This window comes from Enterobacter cloacae complex sp. I3, assembly GCF_014896175.1.
GTDB classification, from domain to species: domain Bacteria; phylum Pseudomonadota; class Gammaproteobacteria; order Enterobacterales; family Enterobacteriaceae; genus Enterobacter; species Enterobacter bugandensis.
Genome location: NZ_JADBQZ010000001.1, coordinates 138,454 through 154,254, shown reverse-complemented (window position 1 = coordinate 154,254; position 15,801 = coordinate 138,454). Strand labels below are relative to the sequence as shown.

The 15,801-nt window shown below is 58.1% G+C and carries 12 protein-coding genes; 5 read left to right on the top strand and 7 right to left on the bottom strand.

Translation table 11 applies throughout. From position 1 onward, the window contains the following. Window positions 1-80: 80 nt before the first annotated feature. From IM271_RS00670 to IM271_RS00640, 7 genes are read right to left on the bottom strand one after another with little or no spacing between them, the layout of a single operon-like run. On the bottom strand, window positions 81-2,255 hold the full coding sequence (locus tag IM271_RS00670; protein WP_193051980.1) for a glycoside hydrolase family 2 TIM barrel-domain containing protein: 2,175 nt from the start codon (window positions 2,253-2,255) through the stop codon (window positions 81-83). Continuing rightward, window positions 2,252-4,918 carry a PAS domain-containing hybrid sensor histidine kinase/response regulator gene (locus IM271_RS00665; protein ID WP_193051979.1) on the bottom strand — a complete coding sequence of 889 codons (2,667 nt, stop codon included), beginning with the start codon at window positions 4,916-4,918 and terminating at the stop codon, window positions 2,252-2,254. Before IM271_RS00665 ends, IM271_RS00670 begins: the two co-directional genes overlap by 4 nt. Window positions 4,919-4,929: 11 nt before the next feature. Next, window positions 4,930-5,355, bottom strand: a complete 426-nt coding sequence (locus tag IM271_RS00660) for a hypothetical protein (protein ID WP_028013202.1) — start codon at window positions 5,353-5,355, stop codon at window positions 4,930-4,932. After that, a complete protein-coding gene (locus IM271_RS00655; protein WP_193051978.1) occupies window positions 5,352-6,746 on the bottom strand; it encodes a DUF3131 domain-containing protein in 1,395 nt (464 codons plus the stop codon). Before IM271_RS00655 ends, IM271_RS00660 begins: the two co-directional genes overlap by 4 nt. Then, window positions 6,731-8,278 carry a DUF3131 domain-containing protein gene (locus tag IM271_RS00650; protein WP_193051977.1) on the bottom strand — a complete coding sequence of 516 codons (1,548 nt, stop codon included), beginning with the start codon at window positions 8,276-8,278 and terminating at the stop codon, window positions 6,731-6,733. The genes IM271_RS00655 and IM271_RS00650 overlap by 16 nt, the downstream gene beginning before the upstream one ends. Then, window positions 8,275-9,594 carry a DUF3131 domain-containing protein gene (locus tag IM271_RS00645; protein WP_193051976.1) on the bottom strand — a complete coding sequence of 440 codons (1,320 nt, stop codon included), beginning with the start codon at window positions 9,592-9,594 and terminating at the stop codon, window positions 8,275-8,277. Before IM271_RS00645 ends, IM271_RS00650 begins: the two co-directional genes overlap by 4 nt. After that, on the bottom strand, window positions 9,591-11,408 hold the full coding sequence (locus tag IM271_RS00640) for a glycosyltransferase (protein WP_193051975.1): 1,818 nt from the start codon (window positions 11,406-11,408) through the stop codon (window positions 9,591-9,593). Before IM271_RS00640 ends, IM271_RS00645 begins: the two co-directional genes overlap by 4 nt. A gap of 280 nt (window positions 11,409-11,688) precedes the next feature. Here IM271_RS00640 and opgC point away from each other — a divergent pair, with 280 nt between their 5' ends. The 5 genes from opgC to IM271_RS00615 are packed head-to-tail and all read left to right on the top strand — an operon-like array spanning window position 11,689 to window position 15,795. Then, window positions 11,689-12,906 (top strand): OpgC domain-containing protein, encoded by a 1,218-nt coding sequence (gene opgC / locus IM271_RS00635; protein ID WP_193051974.1) that lies wholly within the window; start codon window positions 11,689-11,691, stop codon window positions 12,904-12,906. A gap of 11 nt (window positions 12,907-12,917) precedes the next feature. Beyond that, window positions 12,918-13,817 carry a hypothetical protein gene (locus tag IM271_RS00630; protein ID WP_063942450.1) on the top strand — a complete coding sequence of 300 codons (900 nt, stop codon included), beginning with the start codon at window positions 12,918-12,920 and terminating at the stop codon, window positions 13,815-13,817. Window positions 13,818-13,826: 9 nt separating this feature from the next. Then, window positions 13,827-15,041 carry a PP2C family protein-serine/threonine phosphatase gene (locus tag IM271_RS00625; RefSeq protein ID WP_193051973.1) on the top strand — a complete coding sequence of 405 codons (1,215 nt, stop codon included), beginning with the start codon at window positions 13,827-13,829 and terminating at the stop codon, window positions 15,039-15,041. Continuing rightward, entirely contained in the window at window positions 15,031-15,369 is a 339-nt protein-coding gene (locus IM271_RS00620; protein WP_028013194.1) for an STAS domain-containing protein, read from the top strand. The genes IM271_RS00625 and IM271_RS00620 overlap by 11 nt, the downstream gene beginning before the upstream one ends. After that, window positions 15,370-15,795, top strand: coding sequence for an ATP-binding protein (locus IM271_RS00615; protein ID WP_048999588.1), 426 nt, complete (start codon window positions 15,370-15,372; stop codon window positions 15,793-15,795). Window positions 15,796-15,801 lie beyond the last annotated feature (6 nt).

The window sequence follows — 15,801 nt, the reverse complement described above, 5'->3', positions numbered from 1 at the left end:
CTCGATTTTTTGGGGATTGGGGTAAACGCTGAAAGGGTACAAGAAAGCAGGGGAAGCGGCAATTTTCCTTTTCCCCTCACTTACTTTATGACGGACTCCGTGCGCTGATTTTCACCGACAATTTTTCCCGCGCTGTTTTCAATCGTAAACCGAATCGACACGTCGTCCTGGCCCACGGGCGTAGCCGTCAGCGTTTTGACTATCGTTCCCGAGTCTGCTGCGATCGTCATCGTCGTCGTGCCTTTAGCCAGCAGCTTGTTGCGCTGGGTGATGCGCCAGCTCAGACGGCATTCGCGGCACGGTTTCCAGGTGTCGTTGATGGCCCACAGACGCACGGTCGCCGCCGCGCCGGATTGCCACTGCGCGGTGACCGGTTCAATGGACGGCAAAACAGGCTGGTACGCGCGCTGGAGCGCGTAAAACCCGGCTTTAGGTTTACGAAGGTAGTCCACTACGCCCCAGTTGATGGAGGGCCAGGTTTCCACAAACATAAAGTGGAACAGGGCCGTCACCGGCTGGTATCGCTGTCGGCGATAGCTTTCGGCCGCCGTGGCCACCAGCTGAGACTGGTACGCCTGGGTATTGCGAATCATCGCCTGAATATTCTTCCCGCGCGAAATACCGGCGAACTTAAAGGTCTGGAAGGGCTGAAAATTATGGTATTTCCAGACGGTCCAGCCGGGATCGTCGGCGGCGGTCGTTTTTGGCCAGAGCGACGCCGCCGGGATGATGGTTTTTAGCGTTGACAGGCGGGGAAGCGCCTGCGCGCCGAACTCGGTAATGATCCCCGTTTTGGCTGGGGCAAGCAGGTCGCGCACGGTGCCGAAGTACCAGCCCGCCCAGTAATGCTCCTCGACGGCGGAGAAGCGGTGCACGATGCGGGAGGTATCTTCGGCAAGCGTATCCGCTACACGCTTCGTGAGCTCGCGATTCAGATCTTTATTCCAGTCCGGGAAGCGTTTTTCCATCCACGGCGAATTCCACGGCGGTTCGTTATGCCCGCCCCAGACGATGATGGCGGGGGAATTGCCAAACTGTTCGATCATCTCCCGCGTCTGTCGAACCGCATTTTCCGTGAAAGCCGCACTGTTGTTGTAGCCCCACTGCAGCGGAACATCCTGCCAGATCATCATGCCCATCTCATCGGCCACGTCATACAACGCACGTCCGGCAACGTGTCCGTGCACGCGTATGGCGTTGGCGTTCATGGCTTCCACCAGACGAAGGTCGCGTCGGTATTTTTTCCGCATCATGGTACCGAGCCAGGGGGAACCGATGTAATTGCTGCCCTTAATAAAAAGGCGCCTGTCGTTTATGAGCCAGCCCTTATTGTCGGGCTGCTCGACGATTTTGCGCAGCCCGGTGCGGGTTACCGCCGTGTCCATTAAGCCGTTTGCATCCCGCAACGCCACGCGAACGGTATACAGGTGGGGTTTCCCCGTGCCGATCGGCCACCACAGCTTTGCCTTCGGCATGGGCAGCGTCACCTGCACGGAATGGGCACCGCTTTCGAGAGTAACCGGAAAGTCAGCCTGATAGGGCCTGCCGCTGAAGTTGGCGGGCGTGGCGGTGAGCCGCACGGTCGCCGGGCCCTGATCGAGCGCGCGATAGCGAATCTCCGCTTTTAGCGTCGGGCGAGTCAGCCCCTGCGACCAGTCGGGCCGCAGGATGGTCTCATCAAGGGTGGCGCCCCGGCTAAGGTGCAGCCGGACCGGGGCCCAGATGCCGCCCGAGTTAGCGTCCTGTCCTTCCGGCGACCAGGCGCCACCGGGACGCGTGTCATGCTGATTCAGAACCCCCTTCATGGCCGTTTTATGCAAAGGCCAGATCGTGTGCGGATCTTCGTAGGGGCTGTCAACCCTGACGACGAGCCGGTTGTGACGTTGTAACGCCGGGCTGGCGTCCAGCGAAAAACGCTGAAAGTAGCCCTCATGCTTGCCCAGCGGCTGGCCGTTCAGGGTCACCTCGGCCAGGTAATCGACGCCGTCAAACACCAGGGTACTCATCACGTCAGGGGGCTGCACGGGCAGGGAAAACGCGTGCTTGTACCACAGCGCGCCCTGATGATCGTACCCGGCACTGTACCAGTTGGCAGGAACCTGAAGCGGGTGCCAGCCTGATGCGGCAGGACGTGCGCTGTCATTGGCATCCTGAACCTGCCATTCTCCGGCCAGAGACCAACTGACCGGCGCAGAGTTCGCCACCGCGTGGGTGGTCAACAGGGCAACGAGCAGCGTGCAGTTGCGAGCGTTCATTTGTTTACCCCGCGCGCGTTGAGCCACGCCATCAGGCGCAGCGATTCCTGGCGAAGATTTTCTTTCAGGGCCGCAAGCTGGCGCCCATCCAGCGTATGCGCGTCGCTTTCCAGCACCTGCAACTGCTGTGCGAGCGTGCTGAAGTCCAGGGTGACGGCTTCTCCGCGCAGCTTGTGGGCCGCTCGTCGCAGCGCCTCGCGGTCGTTGCTGTCGATCGCCTGGGTAATGGTTTTGATTGCTTCATTTAGCCCTTCGCCAAACAGGGCCAGCAGCTCCTGTACCAGGGTGGGATCGTCAGCGCACTGCTTCAGCAGGCGTGCTTCATCCGGAAAACCGGAGGCGTCTTCGTGGTGCTGGAGCACGCGGGCAATCTCTTCAGCGAGACGCTCCTGGCTAATGGGTTTGGCAATATAGCCGTCGAACCCCATGTTCAGGCAGCGCTCTTTATCCCCCTGCATGGCGTGTGCGGTCATGGCGACGGTGGGTTGAGGCGGTCCGGGCCGGGACTGCTCTTCTTCACGAAGCAGGCGAATGGCGGTCTCACCGTCCATCTCTGGCATCTGAAGGTCGATCAGTAAAACGTCCCACGTATCCGCGCGCCAGCGTTCCAGCAGCGCGACGCCATTGTCGACGATCTGACAGCTATGGCCGAGCCGCTCGAGCAGGCGCGCGGCGACCTTCTGGTTGACCAGATTATCTTCAGCCAGCAGGATCCGCAGGCCCGTGGCTGCAGGCGAGGCGACAGGCGCGGGCGTGCTTTCACCCACGGGTGCTGGCGAACGTTCAAACGCGGCGGCAATCGCCTGATGTAATTCATCCTGGGCGATAGGCTTATGCAGATAGTTCTTGATTCCGATCCGCTTCAGCATATTGATATCAAAATGTCGGCTCATGGAGCTCAGCATGATGATATGACTTTCAGCAACCTGCGGCAGAACCGAAAGCTCAAGGGCCAGAGACACGCCGTCCATATCCGGCATCTGCGCGTCCAGCAGGATCAGGGGCCACGCTGTTCCCGTTCTAACCCGATCAATGGCCTCGCTGGCGTTGTTAACGCAGGTGGGTTTCAGTCCCATCTGGCTGAGCATCGCGGCCAGCAGCCGCAGGTTGGTCGCGTTATCATCAACCACCAGTACGGGTTCACCGTTAAAGCGCTGGCTATGTGGGCGCTCTCCGGGCGCAAGGGTCTGCGCCGCCAGGGGCAGCGAGAACGAAAATTCGCTGCCTTTTCCCGGCTCGCTGGAGACCGTTAATTCGCCCCCCATGGCCGCAACCAGTCTTGCCGAGATGGTTAGCCCGAGCCCCGTACCGCCATAGCGGCGGGTGGTTGAGTTATCCGCCTGGCTGAAGGCTTCAAAAATGGCCTTCTGCTTATCTGCCGGTATGCCAATGCCGCTGTCGCGCACGCGAAAACGCCATCGATTCGCGCTATCGCCGGGCTCAACAACCAGGATGACTTCTCCCTGATGGGTAAATTTCAGCGCGTTGCCCAGCAGATTGGTCAGGATTTGCCGCAGCCGCGCGCCGTCAACCAGCAGCACGTCGGGAACGTCGGGCGCAATATCAACCAGCAGCTCGATGCCTTTTTCGCTCGCCCCCGGCATGTGCGGGCGAATGAGCGACTGAATAAAGGGGCGGACAGGTACGGGTTCCGTCTCCAGCTCCACTTTGCCGGCTTCAATTCGGGAAAAGTCGAGAATATCGTTGATGATATGCAGAAGCGACTGGGCAGAGCTCATCACCAGGGTCAGATAGTCACGCTGATCGGCACTCAGAGACGTATCCAGGCACAGCTGGGTCATGCCGATAATGCCGTTCATCGGGGTACGAATTTCATGGCTCATATTCGCCAGAAACGCGCTTTTTGCCTCATTGGCTTTTTGTGCCTCAATGGCCGAGGCGAACGCCTGAATTTCAGCCTCTTTGCGCCGCGTAATATCCTGCAGCGTGCCAATAACGCGCTCTGCGTTTCCCTCAATGGAGAGCGTAACCACCTGGCCGGACAGCAGCATCCAGCGCAGCCCTTCGGTAGGGTGATGCACGCGAATTTCACATTCAAAGACCGGACGATGATCCTGCTTCGAAGCGTGCAGCGCCTTGCGTAGCGCTGCGCGATCGTCCTCGTGGACCTGATTGAGGAGAAAACGCACCGGATATCGCCACTGTGTGCGCGACTGGCCCAGCATGGCAAGCAGGGTATCGTTGACCTGGAGCGTGTCGCCGGAAACCTGCCAGTCCCAGATCCCGATATGAATGGATTCCGCCGTCAGCAGAAAGTCGTCATGCAGCTGGTGGCGCGCGCGCTGCGCTTCATCCAGCTCCGTAACATCGCTGTGCAGGCTGACAATACCACCGTCCGCAAGCCGCTGATGCTGGACGAAGATCCGCCGCTGGCCCGCCTGGCGCACCTCGCAGTGTTTATCCTGCCGACAGTTGCGCACGATCGACTCGCGCAGCGTCTGCCGCAGGCCGGGGTCGACGTTGTAAACGGCATCGATAAAGCGTTCCGCCAGCGCCTCAAGTGTCGTTCCCACCGTCAGCCACGGGGTTATGACCGGATAAAACAGGGCCACGTTGTGATTCCAGGCCTGAAGGCGTTCCTCGCGGTCATAAATCATGACGGCGGCCGGCAGCGCGTTAAGATCGTACGTGAATGAACTCATCGTGATTCCCCCTACGCGCGGTAGTGCAGTTCTGCCTGTCGGCGAAGGTATTCCAGCCCGGGCGCGATCGCCATGGCCCAGGCGGTGAGGATCTCATCGTCGCACTGCGGATCGCGCAGGCTCACCGCGTTCAACATCGCTTCGCGCCAAAGGGCAAAAAACCGCGGGGGAAGGTGGAGGCCGTCGTCGCTTTGCTCCCGCGCCAGGCGCTCGAGAAAATCAGGGACGATCAGGGCGCCGTCGACCGCAAGCATGGCGAAGAAGCTTTTAAACAGGGTCTGCTGACCCTCCCGATCCGGCAGACGAGAAAAATGCGCCTCGGTTTCGGGTGACATATGGACGAAGGCGTCATAGAACGTCTGAAAAAACGCGGTTTTTTCATTATTCGGAAAGACGCGGTTCAGGCTTGATTCAAACAGATCGCGATAGAACTTCACGGCGTCCTCCTTATGGTGCTTTCGCCCGGCAGACAGTGCCCGATGGGCGTGTATTGCTCCGCCAGACGGCGTGAGAAGTAGCTCTCTTTCTTCGACCAACGCACGTCAAACAGAGGCCCGGCGTTGTGTTTAAAGAAGAGGGCTTCCAGCACCGTGGCGTTGGTCGAGAGGGTTAAGGCAGCGTTGGTATCGCCCGTGGCTTCCTGACGGCCTTCATACCAGCCTTTCTGCGGATCGTTAAGGTGTTTGGTGACCGTCATCAGCACGTCGGTGTACGGGGTGTCCCACAGGGCCCACAGGGCAAAAACCGCTTTGGTCGATACCTGTGCGAAACGGGTGTAGTCCCGGCCATCGTCTCCGACTGAGTTCCAGGCATAGCCATTTCCCCAGACGGTATCCTGGATATGCCAGGGCGCCTGAGAGAGCGTGAAATCTGCCCTGGCCGTCAGGATTTTATCGGTCTCCCAGCGGGTCTTCTGGCTCAGCCAGACGTTTTCGGCCTGCTTGCGCAGACGCTGTTGCAGATCGGCCGCAACGCCTTCTGGCTCCCAGCCAAACTCCAGGCCCGGCAGCATATAGGGAAGGGTGGTAATCAGAGAGGGCTGCCACGTGGTGCGCGGATCGCGGGCATCGACGGCCAGACGCCGCTGGGCGATGATGACGTGGTGCGCCGGGGGCGTAAACGCTTTATCCGGGGAAAATCCCCACAGCTGAAACGCCGTCGCGGCATATTCACTTTCGCCCAGCCGCAGTTCCTCCCGCACGACCGGCAGACCGTTTTGCAGGGAAGAGGACCACAGTTCGCCTTCGCTATCGATGACCGGGCAGAAATTCCAGCGCAGGATAATTTTATCCAGGTATTCGCTGTACTGCGGCTCCCGCTCTGCGGTAAGGCGCAGGGCGAGCATCAGACGCGCCATGTCGCGCGCGGACCAGCCGTTTTTGCTGGGCTTGCCGCTAAAGTCGACTGGCGTCGCCGTCTGGCTGGAATAGAGTCGACCCGGCGTTCGGGCATCGGTCAGCATCAGGCGGTTAAGGGTGCCCATGAGACGGGTTAAGCGAGCGTCATACTCGGCGTCCTCAATCAGCCCCAGCTCTTTTGCCGCCAGCAGGGCGATAAGCGTATCGCCCATTTGCCAGAGCGTGACGCGGGGCTGTTTGTCGCTCCCGTTGACCAGGCCCGTTTGCGGCTGGGTATTATTGACGAAATAGCGCCAGGCGATCGTCGCCCACGTCTGCTCTTCCGGCGTCAGGGCGGCGATACGCGCGCTGGAGTGCCAGCCGCCGTGGATTAGCCAGCGCCAGCCTGCGCCCTGATGGCCAAACAGGGCAAAGATGACCCCGCCTGCAAGGAGTAATCCCGCGAGCCCTCTGGCTAAGGTTTTAAGCATTGCGCAGTCACCGGAGGCAGTTTAACGGGCTCGTCCACGCTGCATGACGCGCACTGACAGGCCTGACAGGCGGGTTTGGTTCGCTGCGTGACGCCGGTCCGGTCGCACCAGCTTTTTACGGCCGGTGTGCTGCTAAGGAACGGACGGCTGCGCAGCGCGTTGTTCTCTTCAAACTGATCGAGCAGCTTGCGATCCCACAGCGAGGGGGCAAAATCCTTGCTCTTTGGGTTGTCGGTGTTGAAGGCCAGCAGTTTTCCCTCTTTCTTGAACAGCAGGGCTTCCAGCATGATGCCGTTATTGTTCGCGGTGAACTCTTTGATCGGGCCGTCACCGTTTTCATACAGCCCTTCGTAGTAGCCTTTTCCCTCTTCGTTGGCATTCTCAATCGTATTCAGCAGGCGGTCGGTATAGGGGGAGTTCCACAGCACCCACATGCCCAGCGCCGCCTTCAGCGATATCGCGGCAGCGTTGGGGACGAACTGGCCTTTATCGGTAATGGTGTTCCAGTTGTATCCGTCGCTGAAGACGGTGTCATAGACGAAGTAAGGGGCCTTATCGAGCTGGTGCTCGGAGCGCGCGGTGAGGACGCCGGTAATGGTATAGCGGTTCTCCTGAGCCTGATAAACGCGGTCAGCAAAGTTTTTCATCCACGTCAGGGAGTAGTCGCGCGGGGCGTTATCCCGGTCGGTCGGTTTATCAAAGCCGAACTCCAGCCCGTAGAGCAGGTAGGATTCCGTCACCACGTAGTTATGCTGCGACGTGTTGCGCGGGTCGCGCGTATCGTACGGGACCAGCACGCAGTAGATTTCGGCCAGCTCATAAGGCTGCGGACGGCTGGCTTTACAGGTATTAAACCCCCAAAGCTGGAACCCGGCCGCGCCGTACTCTTCATAGCCCAGCCGACCTTCCTGAACGTACTTCGGCTGGCCGTTCTCGAGATAGGCCCCGTACAGCGTGCCGCAGGGGTCGATCGCATGGCTGAAATCCCAGCCGAGCACCACGTTATCAATGCTGTTGCCGTATTCCGGATAGCGCTCTTTGACGATTTTCAGCCAGACCAGCATTCGCCCGATATCCAGCGCCGAGAAGCCAATTTCGCCGGGCTTGTTGGTGTAGTCCACCTTCTGGGCGCTGATGGTGTTATAGGCCTTGTTGGGCAGCTCGTTGCGGAACAGTACCAGGGTGTTTAACGTGGCGAGAAATTTCAGCATCCGGCGGTCAAATTCCGCTTTATCAATGATCCCGAGCTCGCGCGCCGCCGTCAGGGCGGCCAGATAGGAGGCGCTGTCCCACATGGTGGTGGAGGGAAATTTGTTGACCGCATTCACCAGGCCCGTCGTGGGCTGATAGTTGGTGACGAAATACTGCCAGGCGTTTTTCGCGATGGTCTTCTCTCGGGCCGTCAGCTCGCCGCTGCGCGGGGAGTAACCTGATGCAGGAAGCTCGGTGTCCGCACGCACGGTCGATAACGCCAGCCAGCAGATCGTTATTCCCGTGAGCAGGTGGAAAAGGATCGGGGATCGTGGCTTCATGGCGTTGCTCCTGCTGAGGGGGAAGTGTAGAGGCAGGCCAGACAGAGCATCTGACCATGCGCGATGTAAGACAGACTTTCCAGCACAATGGCATTGGTATCGGCGTCCACGACGGCATTGACGCTGTTGTTGAGATTTAATCCGCGCTGCCAGCCTTTACCCGGTACCTGAAGCGGCAGAACCTGCTGGCGCAGCGCTTCGCTCCAGCTGTTGCGGAACAGGGCATACCAGGCAAACGCGGTGCGGGTGGAGGTAATTGCCACTTTCTCCGGCACCTCGTCGCGCAGGTTGCGCGCCTGTACCGGCTGCCTGTTCGGCAGATCGTTGACGTAATCCGGCGCCGGTTCGGCGTAATCCGTGCTGACAGGCTGTTTTGGGCTGCGCAGGCTATGACGCCGCTGCTGGATCTGCATAATCCGCCACGCAATCTCAGCGCTCTGCGCGTCAAAGCCCAGTTCAAGGCCGGTTAACAGGTAGGGGAGACTGATCAGGGAGGTTTGCTTGCCCCATGGCGTGCGAAGCCCTTCATCCGGCACCATCACGCCATCCAGATCGATCATCTTTTGCCCTTCAGGCGGGTTGGTCACCGCGAGGCCTGCCGCGCTGTCAATCAGGCGCAGCGTATGGCTGGCATAGAGACGGTAGCCAAAACTGTCCCGCTGTTCATCATCGGTCAGCGTCCAGTGATGGAGCGGCACGGCCGCCTGGCTTTGGACGTTATGTTCAATCAGAGCGCCGGTGTTCCAGAGGCTGAAGAGATCATGGATAGCCGCCGCGTGCTGAGGATAGCGCCACAGGAGGGTCTGAAGCGCCGTCAGCAGGCGGCTCAGCCCAATTGCCGAGGCGTCGGATTTGCCGAGGATTTTCAGGGTATCCGCATGGTAATACGCGGCTGGCAGGCCTCGCTCGTTGAGCGGCAGCTGCCCCAGCGCGAACAGGGCCGTACCGATCCTCTCGTCGAACTCATCGGCGGAAATAATGTTGAGCTGCTCTGCGGCAGCGGTCGCAAACAGGTAGCTTCCCACGCTCCAGAGGCTCAGCCAGGGTTCACCGTCGCTGGCATTCGCCAGCCCGTTTGGCTGGGTATTATTCACGTAGTATTGCCAGGCGACCCGCGCCCAGATGGCTTCGTCATAGGTCAGGGCGCGTTTCGCAGGCAGCGGCGGGAAGTCTTTGCTGAGCGCGATGCCGCCGCTGCTTTCCACGCGCGTGGGCATCTGTTTCTCCACCCAGACCACAATGGCAAAGCCGAGCAGGAACCCGAGCAAAATGGTGAGGTAGCTGCGCGCGGGCAGCAGGGCATCACGTATCCTCATTGGGTGACCTCATCCTCTTCGGCGGGCGTCCACATGGCCGCGAAAATCAGCGGCAGCATGGCGGCGATGTTCACCCCTCCCCAGAAAATATTGATGACGTAGCCGGAGGGGTCGTCCACCTGTCCACGCGCCACCTGAATACCGCCCCAGATAAGCCCTGCGAGGGTCAGCACCACAATGGCAATCTGCGGCTTCACCAGGTAGAGAAAACGGCCCGTCTGCCGCTCTTTTGGCGTGACGTGAAATTTGATCTGCTCGCCCCGCAGCACGGTATTGAGCGCGCGCAGGTTCATGGAAAAGAAGGAGAGGTAAGAGGCCCTGCCGTCCCAGGCCGAGATCCCCCATGTCCCGAACATAAACGCCAGTTCAGAGAAGATAAAAAAGGGGAGAAAGTGGAGGTAGAACGGCGTCGACCATGCGGATACCGGCGGAATGCCGGTGAACAGATAGATAATGGGCGAAATCAAAAATACCGTGTTCCACACGCAGGCCATGTAAGACCAGAAGGTGGTGGCATACATTAGCGTCTGGGGGAGGGAAAGCCGGAAGCGGCGACGGCTGAAGATATTGTCATGGAACAAAATATCCAGCGAGCCGGCAGCGTATTTAAAGCGCTGGATCATCCAGGTCAGCATATCCTGCGGAGAGAGCATCTTCGACTCCACCCGCGGATGCATGACCGAGCGCCAGCGTCGCGCGGCGTCACCGTGCAGCAGCACCGAGGTGTAAATATCTTCCGAGACGTGAAATTTGTAGGGGGTGAGCTCGGTGTCAAACGCCACGTGCGGGCGCATCGCCTCCTGCAGCGCTTCGCGGGCTTCTTCATCGCGGATGTCGCGGGTGTGGCGATGGATCTCCTCTTCGACGGACCAGACGTAGCTTCTCAGCGCGGCCTGCATGACCGCCTCGCGCCGGTGGATGGAGGCCGCGCCGCAGCAGAAAGCCGCGTTCGCCCAGTTGCGCCGCCGCAGGATCACGTCATAGAACATGCGCGGATCGTTAAAAAACGGGTCGCGGCCTACGGTCACCGGGCCAACACACTTTTGAATCAGCCAGCCCAGACCGTAGCCCACTTTTCCGGCTTTTCGCTGGCCCCAGCGTGACAGATTTTCTCCTTCCGGAAGGTCGAAGAACCACTGCGGCGTCTGCACCCAGGCCACGTCCGGATCGCGAAAATAGCCCAGCGTATGGCTGAGAAGGGTGGGAAATACGCGGGTATCGGCGTCGCAGATAACAATGAAATCACCGTCGGTTTGCTCAAGACCGTTGCGCAGGTTGCCGGCCTTAAAGCCGATGTTGGTCTGGCGGCTGATATAGTTAACGCCTTCCTCGTCGCAGACGGCTTTCATCTCCGGGCGGCGGCCGTCATCAAGCACGTGGATCCGGTAGTCAATCGGGTACGGGTAGGCCATCTTCAGGGCGTCGCGAATGGACAGCCTGACCAGCTCGGTGTCTTCCGAGTAGGTGGCAATGAACAAATCCACTTTAACAGGACGAGGTTCTACGGCCTCTTCCGGAAACAGGCATTCGTTGATTTCGCCGGGGGGCGGACACTGGGGGGGATCCTGTTCTTTCCATAAGTTGATGGTAAACAGCACGGTCCCTATCCACGCCAGCGTTTCGGCGAGGACCAGCGGTATGGCATACCATAGTGCGTCAGTATTCAGGGAGGCGGTCCAACGCCAGTAAATATAATTTGCACCCAGAATAAGCGCCGCGACCGCTAATACCTGCCAGGTCATCATGACCCAACGCGGTGTTGTTAACGGTTCCGGAGGACGACGATGTTCAAAACGGGAAAAATAAAAATCCATAGTTCCGGCGTTCCTGATTCCGTGAAAATGCAGACCCATTCTGCTGCGCAGACAGTTGCCCAAAAGCGAAAGAAAATAGCGAGTAAACAAGATTTAAGATAAGTGTAGAACGCCGAATAAAAGTGTCCAGCGTCGTTTTTATTAATATGTAGCAGTTATTAATTTGGATTTAATTCTGCTTAATATATTTCATATGCCGGTGATAAATTGCAGTTACTATTCCTTTAGACTATCTACTTTATTTAGACCTTAATTTTCGTTTTCAGGCAAAGGACACCCTATGAGCCATGCTGCGCCGTCTATTTCGCAAGAAGATGACTCTAAATCAATGACATGGAGTTATGTCGTTGCAGGTGCCCGTGACCTGAGAATTGACTTTATGCGCGGCATTGCCCTCGTCATGATGGTCGTGGCGCATACGGAGGTGATGTCGATATTTAATATATTCTCTTGGGAGCGTTTTGGGTTAACAACAGGTGCAGAAGGCTTTGTCATTCTCTCCGGGTTTATGCTGGGAATGCTGAATCGCGCGCGTCTGCAAAAAGTGGTTTTGCTTACGGTTTCCTGGGGACTTTATCTCAGGGCATGGAAAATATATCGCGTAAATATCATTATCATAGTGTCGTTTATTCTGCTGGCCTATATCCCACATATTAACGTTTTCGAGGTCACCCATTTTACCGACCGCTTTTCGGGTCAAAGCTGGTCGCTTTATCCTGTGACGCCGCAAATTAAAGAGACCTGGTTCAACATTATTCTCTATTTGCAGATCGGCCCCCACCAGACGCAAATTCTCGGACTCTATATCTTTTTGCTGCTACTCAGCCCGCTATTTTTAGGGATGCTGCAGAAAGGAAAAGTCTGGTGGCTGTTAGGGCTGTCGCTGCTGGTGTACAGCCTGTGGCAGCGGTGGCCGCTTCGGCTGACGCCGTCGGAATTCGAATTTGCCTTCCCGCTGCTCGCCTGGCAGTTCATCTTTGTGCTGGGCATGGCCAGCGGCTGGTATAAAGCCGAACTGCTCTCGTTCGCCCGGACGCCCCCGGGGAAAGGGGTGGTGGTGGCGCTGGTCATGGTGTCGCTGGTGCTGGGATTTGTCGCCCAGAACCATACCAACCCGTTTATGCCGCCCGCGCTGCTGATGCACGTCATCCCGCCTGACAGCTTCAATTCGTTTTATCACACCTGGGCGGCGAAGAATGGGCTGGGGCCAGTGCGGGTATTAAACGATATCGCCCTGATGGTCACCGTCTACCTGGTGCTGACGTATTGCTGGACGCCGCTCAACCGCCTGCTGGGATGGTTCCTCATCCCGCTAGGGCAGCACTCGCTCTATACCTTTATTTTGCATGTTTACGTGGTGCTGCTGGTGAGTCAGTTCATCACCTTCGATTTATGGCGTCACGCCTGGATAGAGAACACGTTAGTGCATGCGGCGGCACTGGGTATTTTGTGGCTGATGGCAAAATACGACGTCGGCGCACGCTGGATACCTAACTAAGGATGGCGGTTATGCGCGAAAAATGGCTTCTGGCGGGCGTGCTGCTCGCCGCGATACCCACCGCGGAGGCGGCGCAAAGCAGTGATAAAGAAACCCTGCGCGATAAGAACGGTGAACCCGTTCAGGCAGGCGTTTTTACCAGCCGTTGGGGGCGCCTGTTCTCGGGTAACGACAAGAAATTCTCAGGTGCGCTGAGCTTTAGCTCGGGACTGAAAGAGCAGTGGATGAGCATTCCTAACAGTTCAGACACCGCCACGGAAAAGAAAAAGATTAACCAGACGCTGAATCTCAGCCTACAGTATTCCCCCTACAGCTTCTGGTTTGCCAACATTACGTCCCGACTGCCGGTCAGAGACACCAGCCGCTACACCGCCGATTTTCGCTACAGCTTCGGCTACGATGACTGGCACGCCAACACCGTGAGTCTGGTTTACAGCAACTACGGCGATAACCATTTCTGGACATCGGGCAGCCGACGACACACCTATTTCGAACAGGGCGCCTTCACGCTGGCCTATAAGTTTTCGCTACCGAAACCGGTTGAAAACACGCTCCTGATTAATAAAGGGGATTCCATCATTTGCCAGGTCGGGTACAGCTGGGTACCGCGCTACTACGACCTCAGCAGCGATGACATCCGCAAAAATAAAAACGTCATGCTCGGCGGCTGCGGCTACACCTTCAAACAACATTTCTTCGTTCGCGCGACGGCATTCTGGTTCCCGGACAGCAGCCAGCAGCAGCCCTGGAACGGCGATTACAGCTACAGCTTCGGTTATGCCGGCTATACGCCGGGTTCGTTCTCCATCCAGTACGCGAACTATGCGGGAACGCGCTATCCGGGGCACGGCAACGGGAATGCAAAATTCAGGGAAGGGACCGTGAGCCTCATCTGGTTCTTACCGCTTTAGGAGGGATGTATGTCGGCGCTGCACGTGTTAATCGTTGAAGATTCGCTGATTTATCGTCGGTTACTCTCCCGAATGCTCACCCAGTGGGGATTTATCGTGAGCGAGGCGGAAAATGGTGTCGACGCGCTGGAAATCTTGTCCAGCCAGCCGGTCAGCATGGTGATAAGCGACTGGGAAATGCCGGAAATGGACGGACTGACGCTGTGTCAGACCATCCGCAACCGTCAGTTTGGCCGCTACGTGTATATCATCCTGTTGACGGCCCGCGAGAATGCCGGGGACGTGACGCAGGGGTTTGATGCCGGAGCGGATGATTTTTTGAGTAAGCCCGTTGAGCAGGCTGAACTGCGGGCGCGGCTCCATGCCGGGGTCCGTATCCTGACGCTGGAGGCGACCCTCGCGGCGCACAACAAGCGCCTGAGTGAAGCGTTGCATCAGATTGAAAAAGATCTGGAACTGGCTGCGCGCGTTCAGCACTCGGTGCTGCCTTCACGCCGCTTACGCTATGGCGACTACTTCTCCGACTGGCTTTTCCTGCCGTCAGCCTGGGTTTCGGGCGATGTGTTCAATATTTTCCCTCTGGATTCACATCTGGGATTCTATTGCGTTGATGTCTCGGGTCACGGCGTGGGGGCCGCGATGATGTCCCTCGCGGTGGCTCGCCAGTTTTTACATGGCCGGGTGGTGGATCGCTTTCTGTTTACCGAAGAGGGGGGGATTCAGTCACCTGCGGAGGTTGTCAGGATGTTGAACAGCCGCTTTTGCAGTGAAGAGAGCGACATCACCAGTTATTTCACGCTCATTTACGGCGTGATCGATCCAGAGACTGGTGAAGGGTGGCTGTGCCAGGCCGGGCATCCTACTCCCTTCATTGTGAATGCGGACAGCGCCGTCACGTCCGTGGGCGATGGCGGACCGCCGGTCGGGCTAATCCCGGATCTGAGCTGGGAAGACGTCGCGTTTACCCTCCATCCAGGGGATCGCTTATGCTTATTCAGTGACGGTATTACCGAGTGTGAGAACGTCAGCGGCGAGCAGTTTGGCCCGCAACGTCTCGAACGCTGGCTTCATGAGCATGCCCGGCTCCCCGTTGACCAGCTCCTGCCGCGGTTCGGTGACCACCTGACCGGCTGGCGCAATGCAAACCGTGATGAACCGATCGCCTTAACCGATGACGTGTCACTGCTCGTGATTGAGCGTCAGGGAGAACAGAATGATAATTAACACCGAACGATTACCGCATGCCAACATTCTCACGCCCGCGGTCCGACGGCTGGACGCCTCCGTTGCTGCGACGTTTAAAGCGTCCGTGACGGAGGAAATCGGCAGCGATCGTAAAGCCTTAATCGTCGACTTTAGCAAAGTGGATTTCATCGACAGCAGCGGGCTGGGGATGCTGGTGTCGTTGTTTAAGCTGATGAACGGAAAAGGCGACATGGCGCTGTGCTCTCTGAACCCCGGGATCATGAACATGTTCACCCTGACCCGAATGGATCGCATCTTCCGTATCTATCCGGATAAACATAGCGCGCTTGCACAGCTGGGGCAGTAGATGCAGAGGCCAGAGCATGCTGAATTTCCGGCGGCGATCGCGTCCCTGACGCCGCTGTCCGACTGGCTGAGAGACAGGCTGAGCGCGCTTCCCGTCGATGACGAGTGGCGTTTCGCCTTCGATCTCGCCGTTTGTGAAGTGGCAACGAATATCATCCGCTACGCGCTTCATGAGGATAATTCGAGCGTCTTTAGCGTACAGTTCGCCATCCGCGGCAATGACGTCTGCCTTGTTTTTACCGACGCGGGTGACGCGTTCCCGCAGGAGCGTCTTGAGATCGCCCGGCGAGACCGTTTCTGCGAAATGTCGCCGCTGCTCGAGAGCGGCAGGGGGCTGATGCTCATATTGCTGAGCGTCGATCGTTTCACTGTTGAACGCGTGGCGGGTAAAAATATCGCCACGCTTGAAAAGAAAATACGCGTATGACCTGCG

Coding starts and splice junctions, on each gene's coding strand:
- IM271_RS00670 (WP_193051980.1), bottom strand. CDS start 2,255: ATGAACGCTCGCAACTGCACGCTGCTCGTTGCCCTGTTGACCACCCAC.
- IM271_RS00665 (WP_193051979.1), bottom strand. CDS start 4,918: ATGAGTTCATTCACGTACGATCTTAACGCGCTGCCGGCCGCCGTCATG.
- IM271_RS00655 (WP_193051978.1), bottom strand. CDS start 6,746: ATGCTTAAAACCTTAGCCAGAGGGCTCGCGGGATTACTCCTTGCAGGC.
- IM271_RS00650 (WP_193051977.1), bottom strand. CDS start 8,278: ATGAAGCCACGATCCCCGATCCTTTTCCACCTGCTCACGGGAATAACG.
- IM271_RS00645 (WP_193051976.1), bottom strand. CDS start 9,594: ATGAGGATACGTGATGCCCTGCTGCCCGCGCGCAGCTACCTCACCATT.
- IM271_RS00640 (WP_193051975.1), bottom strand. CDS start 11,408: ATGGATTTTTATTTTTCCCGTTTTGAACATCGTCGTCCTCCGGAACCG.
- opgC (WP_193051974.1), top strand. CDS start 11,689: ATGAGCCATGCTGCGCCGTCTATTTCGCAAGAAGATGACTCTAAATCA.
- IM271_RS00630 (WP_063942450.1), top strand. CDS start 12,918: ATGCGCGAAAAATGGCTTCTGGCGGGCGTGCTGCTCGCCGCGATACCC.
- IM271_RS00625 (WP_193051973.1), top strand. CDS start 13,827: ATGTCGGCGCTGCACGTGTTAATCGTTGAAGATTCGCTGATTTATCGT.
- IM271_RS00620 (WP_028013194.1), top strand. CDS start 15,031: ATGATAATTAACACCGAACGATTACCGCATGCCAACATTCTCACGCCC.
- IM271_RS00615 (WP_048999588.1), top strand. CDS start 15,370: ATGCAGAGGCCAGAGCATGCTGAATTTCCGGCGGCGATCGCGTCCCTG.